Annotated in this window: 17 protein-coding genes; 13 read left to right on the top strand and 4 right to left on the bottom strand. The window is 42.4% G+C overall.

Annotation, left to right across the window (positions count from 1 at the left end; genetic code table 11):
• Positions 1-3: 3 nt before the first annotated feature.
• Positions 4-2,946 (bottom strand): formate dehydrogenase subunit alpha, encoded by a 2,943-nt coding sequence (gene fdhF / locus EFK13_RS13810; RefSeq protein ID WP_129508093.1) that lies wholly within the window; start codon positions 2,944-2,946, stop codon positions 4-6.
• A gap of 313 nt (positions 2,947-3,259) precedes the next feature.
• Between fdhF and EFK13_RS13805 the strand changes: the two genes are divergently transcribed.
• The 7 genes from EFK13_RS13805 (at position 3,260) to cypB (ending at position 10,275) form a co-directional block, all read left to right on the top strand.
• The gene (locus tag EFK13_RS13805; RefSeq protein WP_064814349.1) at positions 3,260-3,628 is read left to right on the top strand and encodes a Na-translocating system protein MpsC family protein; all 369 of its coding nucleotides are present in this window, start codon (positions 3,260-3,262) and stop codon (positions 3,626-3,628) included.
• A gap of 263 nt (positions 3,629-3,891) precedes the next feature.
• The gene (locus EFK13_RS13800) at positions 3,892-4,692 is read left to right on the top strand and encodes a formate/nitrite transporter family protein (protein ID WP_129508094.1); all 801 of its coding nucleotides are present in this window, start codon (positions 3,892-3,894) and stop codon (positions 4,690-4,692) included.
• A 389-nt stretch (positions 4,693-5,081) separates the two neighbouring features.
• Complete coding sequence (locus tag EFK13_RS13795) at positions 5,082-5,231, top strand: YrzI family small protein (RefSeq protein WP_129508095.1); 150 nt, start codon at positions 5,082-5,084, stop codon at positions 5,229-5,231.
• 157 nt (positions 5,232-5,388) lie between these two features.
• Positions 5,389-5,547 (top strand): hypothetical protein, encoded by a 159-nt coding sequence (locus tag EFK13_RS13790; RefSeq protein ID WP_003229817.1) that lies wholly within the window; start codon positions 5,389-5,391, stop codon positions 5,545-5,547.
• Between the two features lie 189 nt (positions 5,548-5,736).
• Positions 5,737-6,279, top strand: coding sequence for a class I SAM-dependent methyltransferase (locus EFK13_RS13785; RefSeq protein ID WP_129508096.1), 543 nt, complete (start codon positions 5,737-5,739; stop codon positions 6,277-6,279).
• Positions 6,280-6,504: 225 nt separating this feature from the next.
• On the top strand, positions 6,505-7,077 hold the full coding sequence (fatR, locus tag EFK13_RS13780) for a transcriptional regulator FatR (protein ID WP_129508178.1): 573 nt from the start codon (positions 6,505-6,507) through the stop codon (positions 7,075-7,077).
• A 33-nt stretch (positions 7,078-7,110) separates the two neighbouring features.
• Positions 7,111-10,275: a bifunctional cytochrome P450/NADPH--P450 reductase CypB gene (gene cypB, locus EFK13_RS13775; RefSeq protein ID WP_129508097.1), complete on the top strand. Its 3,165-nt coding sequence runs from the start codon at positions 7,111-7,113 to the stop codon at positions 10,273-10,275.
• Between the two features lie 243 nt (positions 10,276-10,518).
• Here cypB and EFK13_RS13770 read toward each other — a convergent pair whose 3' ends face one another.
• Entirely contained in the window at positions 10,519-10,809 is a 291-nt protein-coding gene (locus EFK13_RS13770) for a YrhK family protein (RefSeq protein ID WP_129508098.1), read from the bottom strand.
• Positions 10,810-11,141: 332 nt separating this feature from the next.
• Positions 11,142-11,969 carry a TrmB family transcriptional regulator gene (locus EFK13_RS13765; protein WP_129508099.1) on the bottom strand — a complete coding sequence of 276 codons (828 nt, stop codon included), beginning with the start codon at positions 11,967-11,969 and terminating at the stop codon, positions 11,142-11,144.
• Between the two features lie 151 nt (positions 11,970-12,120).
• Between EFK13_RS13765 and EFK13_RS13760 the strand changes: the two genes are divergently transcribed.
• Positions 12,121-12,753: a LysE family transporter gene (locus tag EFK13_RS13760; RefSeq protein ID WP_129508100.1), complete on the top strand. Its 633-nt coding sequence runs from the start codon at positions 12,121-12,123 to the stop codon at positions 12,751-12,753.
• Between the two features lie 82 nt (positions 12,754-12,835).
• Here the strand turns inward: EFK13_RS13760 and EFK13_RS13755 are convergent, their stop codons facing one another.
• Positions 12,836-14,224 carry an amino acid permease gene (locus tag EFK13_RS13755; protein ID WP_129508101.1) on the bottom strand — a complete coding sequence of 463 codons (1,389 nt, stop codon included), beginning with the start codon at positions 14,222-14,224 and terminating at the stop codon, positions 12,836-12,838.
• A gap of 196 nt (positions 14,225-14,420) precedes the next feature.
• On the opposite strand from EFK13_RS13755, the gene EFK13_RS13750 reads away from it, so the two are divergent.
• The 5 genes from EFK13_RS13750 to levF all read left to right on the top strand — a co-directional run bounded on the left by EFK13_RS13750 (position 14,421) and on the right by levF (position 19,850).
• A complete protein-coding gene (locus tag EFK13_RS13750) occupies positions 14,421-14,630 on the top strand; it encodes a hypothetical protein (protein WP_248894251.1) in 210 nt (69 codons plus the stop codon).
• 467 nt (positions 14,631-15,097) lie between these two features.
• On the top strand, positions 15,098-17,905 hold the full coding sequence (gene levR / locus EFK13_RS13745; protein ID WP_129508102.1) for a transcriptional regulator LevR: 2,808 nt from the start codon (positions 15,098-15,100) through the stop codon (positions 17,903-17,905).
• Positions 17,906-18,095: 190 nt separating this feature from the next.
• Entirely contained in the window at positions 18,096-18,536 is a 441-nt protein-coding gene (levD, locus tag EFK13_RS13740) for a PTS fructose transporter subunit IIA (protein ID WP_129508103.1), read from the top strand.
• On the top strand, positions 18,536-19,024 hold the full coding sequence (gene levE, locus EFK13_RS13735; RefSeq protein WP_075748145.1) for a PTS fructose transporter subunit IIB: 489 nt from the start codon (positions 18,536-18,538) through the stop codon (positions 19,022-19,024). The genes levD and levE overlap by 1 nt, the downstream gene beginning before the upstream one ends.
• Before the next feature lie 16 nt (positions 19,025-19,040).
• The gene (gene levF, locus EFK13_RS13730) at positions 19,041-19,850 is read left to right on the top strand and encodes a PTS fructose transporter subunit IIC (protein WP_129508104.1); all 810 of its coding nucleotides are present in this window, start codon (positions 19,041-19,043) and stop codon (positions 19,848-19,850) included.
• The last annotated feature ends 7 nt before the right edge of the window (positions 19,851-19,857 follow it).

The following is a 19,857-nucleotide window of genomic DNA, read 5'->3' as shown; positions in this document are numbered from 1 at the left end:
CGTTTAATCAGTCAGATGGACATAGCCTGGACGGTTCCATTTTCTTTCTGCTTCGACCCCGTTTTGCGGGTGCCGTTTTTTGTTGCGCGGATTTGTTTTCGGAAGCGGCGCTGTTTCACAGCCTCCAAGTACCTCCATGCGAACCTTTGTCTGTTTATAAGCAGGCGTGTTCGTCCGTTTATCAGCTGCAGGCCCCGTCAGGAAGTTTATCGCTGACTCCTTGTCTGTTGAGTTCATTGGCAGATAGAGCTCATTTTTCCGTACCCGGTCTGTGATCAGCGCGTTTAATTTGACTGCTCCGAACGGAGAAACGAGCCGGACAAGTGAACCGTCACAAACACCTCGCTCCTGTGCAAGCTCAGGCGAGATTTCAACGAATACATTCGGCACTTTTGCTTGGATGCCTTTCGATTTATTTGTCATGTTTCCTTCGTGGAAATGCTCCAGCATCCGGCCGTTATTGATATGAAGGTCATATTCTTCTGGAAATGCCGCTGGCTCAGTCCAATCAGAAAGGGCAAAGCGGGCTTTTTTGTCAGGGAAATTAAATCCGTCTTCATACAGAAGCGGTGTGCTTTCACCTGTAAAGCTGCCCCATAGGAAGCTGTTCCAGTCTTCAAGCACCTCATAGCTTGCTTTGCCAAACAGAGGTGAAAGGCTCGCCATTTCTGAGAAAATGTCACTTGGATGGCTGTAATTCCAGTTTGCTCCTAAGCGGTTTGCCACCTCTTGAATAATCCACCAGTCCGGTTTTGCGTCACCAAGTGTCGGAAGCGCCTGATACAATCGCTGCACGCGGCGTTCTGTATTGGTAAATGTCCCGTCTTTTTCAAGTGAAGGAGTGGCAGGCAAGACGACATCGGCATATTGAGCTGTTCTTGACAGGAAGATGTCCTGAACCACAAAGAAATCAAGGCTTGATAAAATATCATGCACATGGTTCGCGTTTGAATCGACAAGCGCCATATCTTCACCGACAAGGTACATCGCCTTCATTTTTCCTTCTTCAATGGAATGAAGCATTTGAATATTATCTAAACCAGGTTTTCCTTCAATTTCGACACCGTAAGCTTCTTCAAATTTAGCGCGGGCTTTGTCATCAGTAATATGCTGATACCCCGGCAGCCAGCCAGGCAGTGTTCCCATATCGCAAGCGCCTTGTACGTTATTGTGTCCGCGCAAAGGATACGCGCCGGCACCAGGACGGCGATAGTTGCCCGTGGCGAGAAGCAGGTTTGAAATTGCTGCTGACGTATCAGAGCCGCCTGTATTTTGTGTGACACCCATTCCCCAAAGGACACAAGTGCCATCAGCGTCACGAATCATTTCCGCCATTTCAATCATGTTTTCTTTGGAAAGGCCTGTGACGCGTTCCGCATAATCAAGCGTATAGGTTTTTAGCGTTTCTTTATAATCTTCAAAGTAATTCACGTTCTCATCAATAAATGCCTGATCATGCCAGCCTTGGTCAATCATATATTTCGTAACGGCCATCAGCCAAACTTGGTCTGTGCCTTGTTTAGGGCTGATGAACAGATCAGACCGCTCAGCCATCTCATTTTTACGCAGGTCGGCAACAATCAGTTTTTGTCCATGAAGCTTGTGCGCTCGTTTGACACGTGTTGCAAGCACCGGATGTCCTTCCGCCGGATTGGCGCCGACAATGATGACGAGACCGGCTTTGGCAATATCTTTAATCGTGCCGGCATCACCGCCCATGCCGACAGTGCGGAACAATCCGTCTGTGGCAGGAGACTGGCAGTAGCGTGAGCAGTTATCGACGTTGTTTGTTTCAAATACCTGACGCGCTAATTTTTGAATGACATAGTTTTCTTCATTCGTGATTTTAGAAGAAGAAATAAACCCGACAGATCCGTTGCCGTACTGCTCCTTAATGGATCCTAATCTGCTTGCGACAAGATCCAGGGCCTCTTCCCAAGAAGATTCAACAAAAGCCCCGTTTTTACGGATTAAAGGCTTTGTGATCCGCTCTTCAGAATTGACGAAATCCCAGCCGAATTTCCCTTTGACACATGTAGAAATCGCGTTAACCGGAGCGTCAGAAACAGGCTGGATTTTTAAAATATCCCGTCCTTTTGTCCATACTTCAAAAGAACATCCGACACCGCAGAACGTACATACGGTTTTGGTTTTTTTCGTTCTCGTTTCTCGCATTGCCGCTTCGACTTCAGAAATGGCAAAAATGCTGCCATACCCCGGTTCAACGTTTTTCACGAGGTCAATCATCGGCTCCATGACATCCTCTTTAATGCCTGTCATAAAGCCAGCCTGCCCGAGCATTGATTTTTCCATCAGCGCATTACATGGGCATACTGTGACACACTGGCCGCAGCTGACACAAGAAGACTCATTGATCGGAACTCCTTCATCCCAAATGACGCGCGGGCGTTCGCGTTCCCAGTCAATTGAAAGTGTTTCATTTACCTGAAGGTTTTGACACACCTCAACACACTGGCCGCAGGCAATACATTGGTTTGGATCATAGCGGTAAAAAGGGTGAGACATATCAACCGCGCAAGACGGATCTTCTTTTGGCGTGTATGGGTATTTTTGATGCTCGATCCCCATCATTTCCGCTGTATTATGCAGCGTACAGTTCCCATTGTTGTTATCGCAAACCGTACAATACAGCAAATGATTTTCAAGAAGGCGGTCCATCGCTTCGGTTTGTGCTTCTTTCACCCGATTTCCCGAAAGATCAATTGACATTCCACTTTCTGCGACAGTAGAGCATGAACGAACCAGCTTGCCGTTCGCCTCTACAATGCAAGTATCACAAGTTTGAATCGGATCAACCTCTGGAACGTGGCAAATCTGCGGGTATTCAATCCCATTTTCATTTAAAATGTCTAAAATTGTGGCCCCTGCTCGTGCTTGAATTTCTGTTCCGTCTACACGGACACTGATCGACTTAACGTCCATCATATTCATATTCCCCTCCATCTTTCTTCCAAGAAGTCAAAAAAGCCATGTATAGATACACCTGTCTTTCATTCTAAGAAGGTGTAAACACACATGGCGGAATAGTTCACTAGCAAGTCTTACTAACAGACCAATCCTTGATTTTTATAAAACGATAGACTCATAACAAGGTCCTATTATAAATCCATCAACACTGCTTTTATTATAAAGTGATATTTATTATAATACAATATAGCAGGAAAATTTTAACCAAGTGAAATGTCCTGAGGGGAACCGGGAAAAGCCTTATGAGGCAATATCGGAAGGGGTAATCAGCATGTCTAAAAAAATTCATGAGTTCAATGATATTATTCGAAAACTTCGCAAAGAATTGTTCGGAAAAGGGCCTGAAAGGATTCATACTGTATTTGTAGAAAACATGGCCGTCTCCACGCTGTACGGAAATCTGAGCGCAAGCGAGCAATTTATCGCCCGCACACCTGAAGGAAGAGAAATGGTGCATGCGGCCCGGACAAGCCTGATCCAAGATCTTTATTCCAAACAAACGCCGGAAGGAATGGAGGAGCTGATCGGAGCTAAGCTTGTCCATTTGTTTTCTGATATCAAAATCGAGGAAAATATCGCTGTATCTGTGTTTGTCTTTGACCAAAAAATAGATGATCAAAAAGAAGTTCTGCAAAGCTAGCATATTTGTCGTTGACACAAATTTGTCACATTTGGTATGATGATGCTACAGTTATAGAAGGCTTAAAGCAATGGAATGTATGCACGAACTGTATATATTCTCTTTTAAATATCTTACATTCTGCTTGATATTGTTGTATGGGTATGCATACAAGTTAGGCAGCATTCAAACGCCTGGTTTTACACAGGTTATTTGAGTGCTGCCTTTTTTATTGCCTTTCTGTCATAACTGAAGAAAAGAAGAAGTAATGGAGGCGTTTTATTATGGCTTTTCGGAAACCGGATGAAATAGCGGATGCAGCAATTGAAGCAGGAGTGAAAAAAATAAAGCTCCCGATGCCGTCTCTGCTTGTGCTGGGGTTTTTAGGAGGCGCATTTATCGCACTTGGGTACTTGCTCGATATCAGGGTCATCGGCGATCTTCCGAAAGAATGGGGAAGCTTGTCCAGCTTGATTGGGGCTGCAGTATTTCCCGTCGGTCTGATCCTTGTGGTTCTCGCTGGCGCCGAACTGATCACAGGGAATATGATGTCAGTTGCGATGGCTTTATTTTCGAGAAAAATATCAGTAAAAGAATTAGCGGTTAACTGGGGAATCGTCACGATTATGAACTTAATCGGCGCATTATTTGTTGCTTACTTTTTCGGGCATTTGGTTGGATTGACTGAAACAGGTCCTTATTTAGAAAAAACAATTGCCGTTGCGCAAGGAAAGCTTGATATGAGTTTCGGAAAGGTTCTCATTTCCGGCATCGGCTGTAACTGGCTTGTATGTCTTGCGGTGTGGCTTTCTTTCGGCGCCCAAGACGGAGCAGGAAAAATCCTTGGCATTTGGTTCCCGATTATGGCTTTTGTAGCAATCGGATTTCAGCACGTTGTCGCCAACATGTTTGTGATTCCCGCTGCTATTTTTGCAGGCTCGTTTACATGGGGGCAGTTTATCGGGAACATCATTCCGGCTTTTATCGGCAATGTCATCGGCGGAGCGCTATTTGTCGGTCTCATTTATTTTATCGCATATCATAAGAAAGACCGCTCCAGAAAAGAAATGAAGCAGGTGTCATGACCAAAGGGCAGATCTATTCGATGATTCACACAATTTCCGTCCATTTTTAGAAAAAGATGTTTACAAAATGGAATTTGGTGGATATACTTACAAAGTAAGAAAAAAGCAAAGGAGGCTGAACAAAATGACAATGAGACAACGACGTCAACCTGTACGTGATACACAAGTAAAAGTTCATGGTTCATTCAGCCTGTGGAAGAGTTCGTGTCCTTCCTTAACCGATGCTTATCGCACGCATTAAATTCGGATTATTCGGACATACGCAACTCCCCGCAGGCAGTAGAGGCATTGGTGTCTTCTTTTGTCTGCGGTTTTTATTTGCCCGCGGCAGAAGGGATGATGCCGCGGGTTATTTCGCTTGAAGCGGACTTTGAAAGGGGGTGAGCGATATGACGATTAACCTATTCTTTTTAACATTAACGATTAACAAACGGTTTAAAAACCCAGAAGAATTCGAACGAGAACAGCAGATTGAGCGGATTTATGATGAAATGAAAGAGTCTCAGCTAAAGCATCTTTATTTAACAAACTGGCGCTAAAAGCAATAAGAGAAACTGAAGGGGGAGATGGCATATGCTTAGAATGGAATTATTGATGCATTATACGATGGAGAAGGACCAGGTTTAGCGAAACAGCTGTCAAGAAAATGCCGGCCTGCATATGATAAATCAACGATACGGTAAGGCAGGTGATGGCATGATGAACGATTATCAAAAAAGGCTGCCGTCGATAGGCCATGGGTATGCGTCCATGCCGCATTCCTTCAAACATGGTTATGGAAATCCATTCCGTCAGCAGAGGCTGATGGCCATGCAGCAGCAAAGGCTGTATGTATTCCCTTATCATTGGCATTAGAAAGAGGGGCAGAAAACATTTTGTTTTCTGCTTTTTTTGTGGGAAAAATGAAAAAGTTCAGTTCTATTGAAACATTTTTAAACACATTGCCGTCTAGTTGATACCTTCATTCACTTTTTAGCAATGAAGGGAATGTTTATTTTTCGAATATAATAAATAAACATAGGAAACCAAAAGCAGGTGTTTAAAATGCTAGAAAATAGACTCTATAAACGATCGAATCTTTTGAAATTATTTTCTCGGAAATATAAGCAAACCAAAACAATTGAGCATATGATGATTGACTCTATAGACATACAAGAAAATGACAGAATTTTAGAAATTGGAATCGGAAATGGCACTGTCTTTAAGAATATAACCGAGAAACTGGAAAAAGGCAGCTTAAAAAGCATTGATCCTTCAAAGCGAAAGGTAAGGCAGATATCACGCGCGAATCGAAAGAACATGGGGAAAGGAGAGATTTTTCATGGCTATCCTGAGAATATTCCCTTTGCTGACCGTGCATTTAATAAAGTGTTTTCCTTACATACGGTTCAGAGCTGCACTGATATAAAGCTTGCATTAAGAGAAATTTACCGGGTGCTTCAAATTGACGGCCGGTTTTACATTCATATTGACACAAATACAGGTGGAAAAGAGAAAATGTATATGCAATTGCTGAAAGACCAGCATTTCAGGGATCTTTCTGTCATTAGGCGTGATTCTTGTCTTTGCATTGTGGCTGTTAAATAAAATCATTTCTCGGGAAATATATCCAGACCCTTCATTTCGGGAATTGGGTATATTTTCTTAATTTTTTATTTTTTGCATATACTTTATATTAAAAAAAGTTTTTTTCATATAAACTGATAGCATAAGAAAGGGTAAAGAGGTGATATGAGACAGATTGGATATACATTATGAACAATAGGAATGAATATTCATTCCGCGAAAACGAATCGGAGGTTGCAACATTACATGTTATCCGCATCCAGCAGTAAATACGACATGATTATGAAAGCGTCGGTCTCCCTATTTACGGAAAGGGGATTTGATGCTACCACTATCCCTATGATAGCTGAACGAGCTCATGTTGGGACAGGAACGATCTACCGTTATTTTGACAGCAAAGAAACACTCGTCAACGTGTTGTTTCAAGAAAGCATCCAGAGCTTTACGGAAAAGCTGAAGCGAGATTTTTCGGAATTGCCTGTCAGAGAAGGCTTTCACCACGTATTTTGCTGTCTCGTTCAATTTACGAATGAGAGCGACTATGCGCTTTTTTTTCTTGAAACGAAGAAAGACGCTCATTACTTAAACGACACAAGCAGAAAAATGATAGAAAACCTGACTCATATGCTTGATGACTATTTTAACAAGGGAAAGGCGGAAGGCGTGATTCGCAGCCTGCCCTCGAATGTGTTAATTGCGATTGTGTTAGGAGCGTTTCTCAAGATATATCAGCTCGTTCAAACGGGCGATATACAGATGGACATGAATTTAATGACCGAAGTGGAACAATGCTGCTGGGACGCCATTAAGCTTCATTGAGTTACTTCACAAAATTAGGAAAGGAAGATGTTGATGAAACAGGCAAGCGCAATACCAAAGCCAAAAACATACGGACCTTTGAAAAATCTTCCCCATCTTGAAAAAGAGCAGCTTTCTCAATCTTTGTGGCGGATCGCTGATGAATTAGGGCCGATTTTCCGTTTTGATTTTCCAGGGGTGTCCAGTGTATTTGTATCCGGCCACAATCTTGTGGCTGAGGTGTGTGATGAAAGCCGCTTTGACAAAAACCTTGGCAAAGGCCTGCTAAAGGTGCGCGAGTTTGGCGGAGACGGCTTATTTACAAGCTGGACCCACGAACCGAACTGGCAAAAAGCCCACCGCATTTTGCTGCCGAGCTTCAGTCAAAAAGCGATGAAAGGCTATCATTCTATGATGCTGGATATTGCAACCCAGCTGATTCAAAAATGGAGCCGGCTTAATCCTAATGAAGAAATTGATGTAGCGGACGACATGACCCGCCTGACGCTTGATACGATCGGGCTATGCGGGTTTAACTATCGATTCAACAGTTTTTACCGTGATTCACAGCATCCGTTTATCACAAGCATGCTCCGTGCCTTAAAAGAGGCGATGAATCAATCGAAAAGATTGGGCCTGCAAGATAAGATGATGGTGAAAACGAAGCTGCAGTTCCAAAAGGATATAGAAGCCATGAACGCCCTTGTCGATAGAATGATAGCGGAGCGAAAAGCGAATCCGGATGAAAACATTAAGGATCTTTTATCACTCATGCTTTATGCCAAAGATCCAGTAACGGGTGAAACGCTGGATGATGAAAACATCAGATATCAAATCATCACGTTTTTAATTGCAGGGCATGAGACAACAAGCGGTTTGCTTTCATTTGCGATCTACTGTCTGCTTACACATCCGGAAAAACTGAAAAAAGCTCAAGAGGAAGCGGATCGCGTGTTAACGGATGAAACGCCGGAATATAAACAAATCCAGCAGCTGAAATATATTCGGATGGTTTTGAATGAAACAATCAGGCTGTATCCAACAGCACCGGCCTTTTCTCTCTACGCTAAGGAAGATACTGTTCTAGGCGGGGAATATCCGATCAGCAAAGGACAGCCTGTCACCGTTTTGATTCCGAAGCTGCACCGTGATCAAAACGCATGGGGTGAGGATGCGGAAGATTTTCGTCCGGAACGGTTTGAAGACCCTTCGCGTATTCCTCACCATGCGTATAAGCCGTTTGGAAACGGGCAGCGCGCTTGTATCGGCATGCAGTTTGCCCTCCAAGAAGCGACGATGGTTCTCGGTCTTGTATTAAAGCATTTTGATTTGATGAACCATACTGGATACGAACTGAAAATCAAAGAAGCATTAACGATCAAGCCGGATGAATTTAAAATTACTGTGAAACCGCGGAAAACAGCAGCATTCAATGTACAGAGAAAAGAACAGGCTGATATCAAAACAGAAATAAAGCCAAGAGAAACAAAACCTAAACACGGCACACCTTTACTCGTTCTTTACGGTTCAAACCTCGGGACAGCGGAAGGAATAGCCGGTGAACTGGCTGCTTACGGCCGCCAGATGGGCTTCACAGCTACAACAGCCCCGCTTGATGATTATATTGACAAGCTTCCTGAACAAGGCGCAGTCGTCATCGTTACGGCTTCTTATAATGGGGCGCCGCCTGATAATGCAGCCGGCTTTGTAGAGTGGCTGGATGAGCTTGAGGAAGACCGTTTGAAAGGAGTTTCCTATGCGGTATTCGGCTGCGGAAACCGGAGCTGGGCCAGCACGTATCAGCGTATTCCCCGTCTCATAGATGACATGATGAAAGCAAAGGGGGCATCCCGCTTAACAACGCTTGGGGAAGGCGATGCCGCCGATGACTTTGAAAGCCATCGCGAATCGTGGGAAAACCGCTTTTGGAAGGAAACGATGGAGGCATTTGATATAAACGAAGTATCTCAGAAAGAAGACAGGCCTTCATTATCTATTACTTTTCTCAGCGAAGCGACGGAAACGCCGCTTGCCAAAGCCTATGGCGCGTTTGAAGGGAATGTTTTAGAAAACCGGGAGCTCCAGGCGGCTGACAGTCCGCGTTCCACCCGCCATATTGAATTGCAGCTTCCTGACGGCAAAACATATATAGAAGGCGATCATATCGGCATACTGCCAAAAAACAGCCAGAAGCTTGTTCAGCGAGTCCTCAGCCGATTCGATTTGCAGGCCACTCATGTGATAAAAATGAGCGGAAGCCCTCATATGGCTCATCTTCCGATGGATCGGCCGATCAAAGTGGAGGATTTGTTGGCGTCTTATGTGGAGCTGCAAGAACCGGCTTCAAGGCTTCAGCTTCGGGAGCTGGCTTCTTATACAGTCTGTCCGCCTCATAAAAAAGAGCTGGAGCAGCTCGTGTCTGATGATGGCATTTACAAAGAGCAGGTACTGGCAAAACGTCTCACCATGCTTGATCTTTTAGAGGATTACCCTGCCTGCGAAATGCCGTTTGAGCGGTTTTTAGAGCTATTGCCATCACTAAAACCAAGATATTATTCCATTTCAAGCTCCCCGAAAGTCCATGCCAATATCGTGAGCATGACGGTCGGAGTTGTCAAAGCCGCAGCTTGGAGCGGACGCGGCGAATATCTGGGAGTCGCTTCTAATTATTTGGCGGGGCTAAGTACAGATGATGCCGCAGCCTGCTTCATCCGTACGCCGCAATCCGGATTCCAGATGCCGGATGACCCTCAAACGCCTATCATTATGGTCGGGCCGGGTACAGGTATTGCGCCATTCAGGGGTTTTATTCAGGCAAGATCTGTTTTGAAGAAGGAAGGAAACACGCTTGGTGAAGCTCTTTTATACTTCGGGTGCCGGCGCCCCGATCATGATGATCTTTACAGAGAAGAGCTGGATCAAGCGGAACGGAATGGCTTGGTTACAATCCGCCGATGCTACTCACGCATCGAAAACAAAGCAAAAGAATATGTTCAGCACTTGCTCAAACAAGATACGCACAAATTAATATCGCTCATTGAAAAAGGGGCTCACATTTACGTCTGCGGTGATGGCTCGCAAATGGCTCCTGATGTGGAAAATACTTTGCGACTGGCATATGAAGCTGAAAAAGGAGCAAGTCAGGAAGAATCAACTGAATGGCTGCGGAAGCTGCAAGACCAAAAACGTTATGTGAAAGACGTTTGGACAGGAATGTAAAAAATAAAATCCCGCCAATCAGATTGGCGGGATTGCTTTGCATGTGAGAAAACCGGCACGATAATGAAATCTACTGAAAAGGATGTTATAGGGAGTATCGCGCCGGCCTTATTGTTAATATCGACATATAGGGACAAAAGTTTAGGTTTTTCACCTTATTTCTAAAAATTAATAGTCTAAAAGTCTTGTTTTTGTCATTTTGAACAGCAGTTTTTTGTATTTTGTCTCGCCTATTCCTTAAGATCAGCCATCTGTTGAAGATTGATGTTTAAATTGGCGTTCCACATATTTTCGGTAATGAAAGTCATGAATCAGCCGGATCGTGGGCCTGATTAACAGCAGCAAGCTTCCAATCGCAAACAGCCATATCCCTGCTGACTTGAACTGGTCATAAAAAAAGAAAAAGCTCCCAACAAGAAACAAGGCACCAATGATAAAGTCATTTACTGTATAAAGAATCTTATATCGTTTTTTGAAAAATTGCTCGTATCGTTTCAGTTCTTTTTTGATATCATTTTCTTCTTTAGGTGCCATTATTCTCCCTCCATTCAATCATTCATTACCCTAATAGAATTTCTAGATAAACTTACAGTAAAAAAGGAAATCTCCGGTTACCAAATTCAATTGCTTCATACTTAACAGCTGACCCAAAAGGATGCTGGACATTTCATCATGATTCTGCTTGAAAATATAATAGAAGCATTTTTCACAAAAAAGGGTTTTATAAAAGGAAACAGGCTTTGAATGACCTCACAGCGGCGGGCTAGACTGGCCAATCGGTAAAGAAAATGGTGCGTAACAAAAAAAGCTTGCCAAAAAATGGGCAAGCTTTTTGTTGAAGATTGATTCCAGATATACAATTTGCCTTATTCCAGATAATGTTTTTTGAAATCGGAATGGATAGAAAATTTGCGGCGCAACTGGATGAGATTTTCCCCAAAGCTTCCTTCTAAAAGCTCTCTATGCTTTTTCAGGATTTCCATGAGGTACAGATCATGAATGATGACTTCAGTAATAGGCATGACTAAACCTACATGCATCGTCCATGCAGCGCGGCTGTCGTTGCCAAGAGAAACGATACCTGCTACAACTTCTGAATCATCTCCGCTATAGACAAGCCACCGCCCGTCATACTCTTCTGTAATTTCACTGCTCATATCATGAAGGTAAACAGTAGCAAAATCAGATGTGATGTCTCCATATGCGATAATGGTGACAATTACACCTTGCTTTGCAGCCTGTCTAAGCTCTGATTCTATTTCTTCAAAATCCTCTTTCCATATTTCTAAGAGGATTCTTTTTTTGGCGGATAAGATACAAGCCTTCACCTTTTCGAGAATTTCACTGCGCCCGGTGATATTCCAGATATTTTCCCGGTCATTTGCGGTCTGTTCGAATTTTTCAAAGTATTTCTCAGCCTGATCAAAATGCTCTTCCGCTTTAAGCCGACGGTTTTTTATCAGTTCTTTTGCGGGGACAGGGACATACTGAGGCGTATTGCCATGACTTACAAAAACATCTCCTCTTAGGACAAGGCTTTCCAATACTTCATAAATTTTAGAGCGGGGCACTCCGGATTTTTTGGCGACGGCATAGCCCGTTAAAGGCGATTCTTGCAATAAAGCCAAATAAGCTTTCGATTCATATTCGGTAAAATTAAGGTTTTTTAAAATGTCCAACATGTTTTCCTTCATACATCCTCCAATATAAAAAGCAGTTTCTGCCTTTGTAATCGCTATTTTAACAAACCATATTGATTTATTCCAAACGCATTGATACAATTTTATGAGTAGTTACTTTTGTAGTCACTATATAGTGTGGGGATTTTTTAAAGGGGGAGAAGAAATGCACAGCTTACTCGCATACATACCGATCGCTGCCATGATGGTCATTATTCCGGGTGCAGATACGATGCTTGTTATGAAAAATACCCTTAGATATGGCGCGAAGGCTGGCCGTTATAATATTCTCGGCTTGGCAACAGGACTTTCCTTTTGGACGGTAATTGCCATTTTAGGTTTATCAGTGGTTATTGCAAAATCGGTGTTTCTTTTCACAACGATCAAATATTTGGGAGCCGCATATTTGATTTATTTAGGAATCAAAAGTTTTTTTGCCAAAAGCATGTTTTCTATAGATGACATGCAATCCCAAGCAGCAACCACGGCACCTTCTCCGAAACGTTATTATAAAACTTCCTTTATGCAAGGATCACTTAGTAACATTCTCAATCCTAAAACGGTTTTGGTTTATGTTACAATCATGCCCCAATTTATCAATCTGAACGGAAATATAAACCAGCAGCTCATTATTTTAGCTTCCATCTTAACTTTATTAGCGGTGTTGTGGTTCCTCTTTCTCGTTTATATGATTGATTTCGCGAAAAAGTGGATGAAAAATTCGAAGTTCCAGAATGCTTTTCAAAAAGTAACCGGAATCATATTAGTTGGTTTTGGCATCAAAACGGGTTTGAGCTAACACTCGCAACACGGCAGTATTATTTGATTCAGTGTCTGGCGCACATAAAAAGACAAGGGAGTGTGTATCCCTTGTCTTTTTGTTATTTCATCTTATGTCCTTTGAAAGTGTTTACCTTATACATAATAATCAATAAAATAAACCAGACCGGAGTGACAAACAAAGCAACACGTGTATCATTCGCCAGTGCCAATACGACAAGAATGAAGGCGAGAAATGCGAGTGTTAAGTAGTTGGATAATGGATAAAAAGGCATTTTAAATTTGATTTCCTTCGCTGCTTGCGGTCTTGTTTTTCGATATTTCAAATGGCAAATCACGGTAATGCCCCAAATAAAGATGAAGCATATAGTTGAGACACTAGTAATCAGTGTAAAGACTTGCTCCGGCATTATATAATTCAGGCTAACGCCAATCAGAATGGCGATGGCTGAAAAGAACAGCGCATTGCTTGGCACTTTAGATGAAGTCAATTTGTTTAGCAATCCAGGTGCGTGATGATCCTTTGCGAGAGAATAGACCATGCGGCTTGTGCTGAATAAAGCGCTGTTGGCTGCTGATGCCGCTGATGTTAATACAACAAAATTGATCATGCTGGCAGCGGCAACGATGCCTATAGCAGAGAACACTTGAACAAATGGGCTTTCATTTGGATTCAAAACATTCCAAGGATAGATGCACATAATGACAAAAAGTGCGCCGACATAAAAAAGTAAAATCCGGGCAGGGATTTGATTGATGGCTTTAGGAATCACTTTTTGGGGATTTTCTGTTTCACCTGCTGTCAGTCCAACAAGTTCAATTCCCACAAAAGCGAAGACCACCATTTGAAATGAAAGGATAAATCCATGCGATCCATTTGGAAACATGCCGCCGTGGCTCCAAAGATTTGTGAGGCTGGCTGAGCCGGAAGCTGCAGAAAAACCTTTCGCAATCAAGATAATACCAGTTACGATAAGAGCCAGTATGGCAATGACTTTGATCAATGCAAACCAGAATTCCAATTCTCCGAAAAGTTTAACGGTGGCAAGATTCATGATCAGCAGGATGATAAGCACAAGAAGACCCGGAAGCCATTGAGGCACATCGGGAAGCCAATATTGCGTATAAATTCCGACCGCCGTTAAATCAGCCATCGCGAGAGAAATCCAGCAGAACCAATAGGTCCAGCCAGTGATAAACGCTGCCATGTTGCCTAAATAGTCCCTTACAAAATCAACAAAAGAGTGATATCCCGTATTTGATAAGAGCAGTTCTCCGAGCGAACGCATAATGAAAAAGCAAAAGACTCCAGTGATCAAGTAAGCAAATAAAATGGATGGTCCCGCAAAGTGGATGGATTTTCCTGAACCTAAGAATAGGCCTGTTCCGATTGCACCTCCAATCGCCATTAATTGTATATGCCTGTTTTTAAGGCCTCTAGACAATTTTTGCTGTTGTCCAAAATTGTCTTTAGTAGAATTGCCTGTCAATTTACTTTTCCTCCAAGAATTAAAGTTTTTATCGAATATTATAACATTTAAAAGAATAGATTGTTTAAATTTTAAATATAAAAAGTATTTTTAAGTTTATCGCTACTCGCACCCTATTTTTATTTCCAGTTCTATTGAACCTAGACGGCCAAACGGTTGTTATCATGAGTGGGAGGGAGAATGTGATCGGGACGATATGATGGATGATGAGTTTGCTCACGCTTATAAAGAGTATAGGGCTTTTCTAAAAGATAACGATTTGTATGATCATACGCCCGCTTTGATTGAGATCAGCAGGGGGGATCAAATCGATCATATCGGAGATTTTTCAATCTTGGGCAAGATGGCCGCAAGAAATCATCGTTTTTATATTTACAGATTCATTGACTTCCAGATGTTTTGGTAAAGATGAAGAAGTGTTACATCATAATGGAAATAAAAAAATCGACCAGATGCTGCATCCTGATTTTTTATAATGAGTCACTGTGGCGGACACATAGAGTGCCGCCATTTCTTTGTTTTTAATTGATGCTATGTCGAACGGGAACACATTTTAGGAAAATTGTCCTGATCTATAAGATTCATTTTTTGTCATTCATGATTTTGCCATCATTACATTCCTTAAGAATGATAAACTGTTTACTGATTATTACTTTGGAAGGGGACCAGCCCTAAGAACTGAGAATCTAAAATACTAATATGGGATGTAAATGATTCGATGCGATAAATATAAAAGCATAAATGGTGACGTTGTCAATCTGCTATAGAGACCTTTTTGGAAGTGTATCAATGGATAAAACCAAGGCTGTCTGCCGTGAAATTTCGGAATATTCTTGTTAAGGGCTTATCTAATAAGGACAAAGGATGATAGACGTGAAAAGAATAGATAAAATATACCATCAGCTCGTGCATAATTTTCATGACGCCAGCTTAGATCATCTTTTAAAAGTACAGGGAAATTCAGCAAAGGAAATTGCTGAGCAACTGAAAATGGAGCGGTCCAATGTCAGTTTTGAATTGAATAATCTTGTCCGGTCCAAAAGGGTCATAAAAATTAAAACGTTTCCTGTACGATATATCCCAGTCGAAATAGCGGAAAGATTATGCAGCAGGAAATGGGATACAGAGATGATGGAAGTGAAAGACCTGGAGCTGTTTTCGGGGAATTCAAAACCGAATCATCAATCTATTTCCACGAATCCTCTAGAGCTTATGATTGGAGCAAAAGGCAGTTTGAAGAAAGCGATTTCCCAGGCAAAAGCAGCTGTTTTTTATCCGCCGAATGGTCTGCATATGCTCCTTTTAGGGCCGACGGGTTCGGGTAAATCCCTTTTTGCGAACCGGATTTATCAATACGCCATTTACTCTGACATTTTGAAGGCGGGTGCACCGTTTATTACATTTAACTGCGCAGATTACTACAACAATCCTCAGCTATTGCTTTCTCAATTATTTGGACACAAAAAAGGTTCATTTACAGGTGCCGCAGAGGATAAGGCTGGTTTAGTCGAACAGGCCAATGGGGGCATTCTATTTATGGATGAAATCCACCGCCTTCCTCCAGAGGGGCAAGAAATGCTGTTTTATTTTATTGACAGCGGTTCTTATAACCGGCTTGGAGAATCTGAACATAAGCGCACATCGAACGTATTGTTTCTTTGCGCCACTACAGAAAATCCAAACTCTGCACTATTAAAAACATTTTTGCGAAGAATTCCGATGACGATTCATATTCCTTCGCTTGAAGAGCGATCGCTTAAAGAAAGACTGGATCTGACGACATTTTTATTAGGGAAAGAAGCAGAACGGATTAAGAAAAACCTGAGTGTGCATATAGATGTCTATAATGCGCTTATTCATTCTGCAAAATTTGGGAATGTGGGACAGCTGAAATCAAATGTCCAGTTAGTTTGCGCACACGGGTTTTTACATAACCTCGACCGAGATGAGGTTATTGAATTGACTGTTCGGGATCTGCCGGATGAAATCAAGCAAGAATGGATGTCCAGCAGCAAAAACATGCAAAGAAGCAAAGCCATATCTGAATATGTCAATATTACAACGATCATTTCTCCGATTGTAGAAGATGAAACGACAAAAATTGACGAAGACCTTTCATTTAACTTGTATCATTTGATCGAGGAAAAAGTGAAAACCCTCAAAAAAGAAGGATTAGCCAAAAAGGATATTAATCAATACATCTTGACTGATATCCATTTGCATGTCAGAAGTTTTTTTCATCACCGGGCGTTTCAAAAGGACAGCCTGCTGACATTCGTTGAAGACGACGTGATTCAAATGACAAAACAGTTAAAAGAAATAGCTGAACATGAGCTGGATTGCACATTTGACCGTAAATTTATTTATTTCTTGAGTATGCATATTGACGCGTTTTTAAAGCGCGGAAAGCAAATTGATGTTTTAAATACACAGGAGACTGACGAAATTCGTGATACTCATGTGAAAGAATATCGGGTGGCGATGATTTTTAAAGATAAAATTCAGGAACATTTTAAAGTAGCCATCCCGGAAATAGAAGTCATCTACTTAACGATGCTGATTCATTCCATCAAATCGTTAAAAGAGAACAAAAGAGTCGGTATTATCGTGGCTGCGCATGGAAACAGCACAGCGAGTTCAATGGTTGAGGTCGCGACAGAGCTGTTAGGGAGCACTCCAATTGCGGCAGTCGATATGCCGCTTACGGTTTCACCTTCAGAAATCACAGAATGCTTAGCTGAAAAAATGAAGCAGGTTCATGAAGGTGAAGGTGTTTTAATGCTTGTAGACATGGGATCACTTGCGATGCTGGAAAGCAAACTGGAGGAAAAGACAGGCATTGCCATCAAAACAATCAGCAATGTTACGACATCAATGGTGCTGGATGCTGTCAGAAAGGTGAACTATTTGAATTTAAATTTGCATGCGATTTATCAATCGGTCACGAAGGATTTTATCGAGTTATGGGAGCGGCAGCCAGCGGCATCCGGCAAAAAGAAGGCATTGGTCTCCATCTGCACGACAGGCGGCGGAACGGCCAAAAAGCTGGAAGACATCTTGACAACGATTGTAAACAAGGCTTCCGACACCCCGATTCACATATTAACCGTTTCATCCATTAAATTGGCAAACAGCATAAAAGAAATCGAAAAAGAGTATGAGATCCTTGCGACAGTCGGAACGAAAAATCCTAAAATCAATGCGCCGCATGTATCATTAGAAGTGTTAATTGAAGGGGAGGGGGAAAGGGTGATTCAACAGGCGATTACAAAGGGCAGCATTCCGTTGAGCAATGGATTAAACGAAGCAAATATCATTGTCAGGGAGCTTTGCGAGGACAGCTTGAAGAAGTACCTTGTCTTCTTGAACCCCCACCATTTGATCGAAATGTTATTAGAATGGCTGCAAACCGTTCAAGATGAGCTGGGAGTCATTTTCAATAATGCGGTTTTGATCAAAGTCATTATGCATACGGCGTTCGCCTTTGAAAGAGTGATTAAGCAGAATCCGATTGCTTTCTCAGAGGAAGAAGAAATCAATGATCAGCTGAATGAAATGGTGAATGTGACAGAGAGGACATTAGCCCCATATGAAGAAAAGCTTGGACTTCGAATAAGTGATGATGAAAAATTATTTATAGCCGCCATATTCGCTGAAGAAGTGCATGGCCAGCTGTTTTAAAACCTGTTTTTTCAAGTGAACCTGTATTAAATGGAACACCATTTTAATACAGGTTTATTTTTTTTGTTTCAAGTGTTTCAACAATAGACTGTCATTGCCTGAAATATAAATGAAAACGCTTAACACAACTATGTTGGCACGATCCTTGCATTATATATGGATGTACAAAACAAAGAAAGGAGCAATGGATATGATTTCAGTTATTATCAGTGGTCATGGAGATTTTCCCATAGCATTAAAAGAATCTTCAGGGATGATATTCGGTGAAGAAAATAACCTCATTGCAGTGCCGTTTTTGAAAGGGGAAGGCATTCAAACGCTGCAAGAAAAATATCATCAGGCGCTCAAGGACATTCCGGAAGAAAATGAAGTGCTATTTTTAGTTGATATTTTTGGAGGGACCCCATATAACGCGGCCGCTTCCTTCATTGCTGAGGGTGAAAGAATGGATATGGCAGCCGGCGTCAACCTGCCGATTCTGCTGGAGGTCTTAAGCCTGAGAGAACACGTGACGCTCAAAGCGTTGCTGAACAACTTAAAAACGATGAGCCAGCAAAGCTTTCAAGTGTGCAGTGAACATTTAGAAAAAGTAAAAACAGCCAATCAAGAAACAAGAGAGGATGAATTGTAATGAACATAGTGTTAGCAAGAATTGATGACCGCTTTATTCACGGCCAGATCCTGACAAGATGGATTAAAGTCCATGCGGCAGACCGAATCATCGTTGTCTCCGATGATGTCGCACAGGACGAAATGAGAAAAACGCTGATCCTTTCTGTTGCGCCTTCCAATGTAAAGGCGAGTGCCGTTTCTGTTTCAAAAATGGCAAAAGCGTTTCATAGTCCGCGCTATGAAGGAGTAACGGCAATGCTCTTGTTTGAAAATCCGTCGGATATTGTATCTCTTATAGAAGCAGGCGTCCCGATCAAAACAGTAAACGTCGGGGGAATGCGTTTTGAAAATCAGCGCAGGCAAATCACAAAGTCAGTTAGCGTCACACAGGAAGATATAAAGGCATTTGAAACATTAAGTGACCTGGGCGTGAAACTGGAATTGAGGCAGCTGCCTTCAGATGCCAGCGAGGACTTTGTACAGATTTTACGGAACGTAACAAAATAATCAAGGGGATGAGAATATGTCTTCATTACAAATTATTTTGTTGTTAATCATTGCAGCAATCACCGGTATCGCAAGTGTATTGGATGAAGGGCAGACGCACCGGCCGCTTGTGGCCTGCACGCTTGTTGGCTTGGTGCTCGGGGATTTAAAAACGGGAATTATTCTTGGAGGCACACTGGAGCTGATGGCGCTGGGCTGGATGAACGTCGGCCTTGCCATGGCACCTGATACAGCGATTGCCTCTGTCATCTCAACCATTTTAGTCATTACCGCTGATCAGGGAATTGGCGAAGGCATTGCCGTCGCCGTTGCTTTGGCGGCTGCGGGTCAGGCGCTGACGATTTTTGTGCGGACGATCACTGTCTTTTTCATTCACCGTGCTGATCGATACGCAAAAGAAGGGAATATAAAAGGAATTGAAATTATGCATATTACCGCGATGGTGTTTCAAGCGCTGCGCGTCATGATACCGACATTGATTGTCGCATTGATCAGTGTCAGCGCTGTCCAGGCGTTTTTGGGCAATATTCCGGACGTCATTACAAAAGGGCTGCAAATTGGCGGAGGCATTATCGTTGTTGTCGGATATGCCATGGTAATCAATATGATGAATATTCCTTATTTAAAGCCATTTTTCTATATTGGATTTTTATTAGCAGCGTTTACCGATTTCAACTTAGTAGGATTTGGAGCACTTGGTCTCTGCCTGGCGCTTTTATATCAGCAGGTGATGCAAAAACATAGTGCGCACGGAGCAGTCGCCGCAGCATCAGACAGCGGCAGTGTTGCTGTTTATGATGACGATGATGATGATCTTGACGCCTAAACAATGA

The sequence above is a fragment of the Bacillus cabrialesii genome (genome assembly GCF_004124315.2).
Lineage (GTDB): Bacteria > Bacillota > Bacilli > Bacillales > Bacillaceae > Bacillus > Bacillus cabrialesii.
The sequence above is the reverse complement of the archived record's forward strand: the minus strand, read 5'-3'. Positions and strand labels throughout refer to the sequence as shown.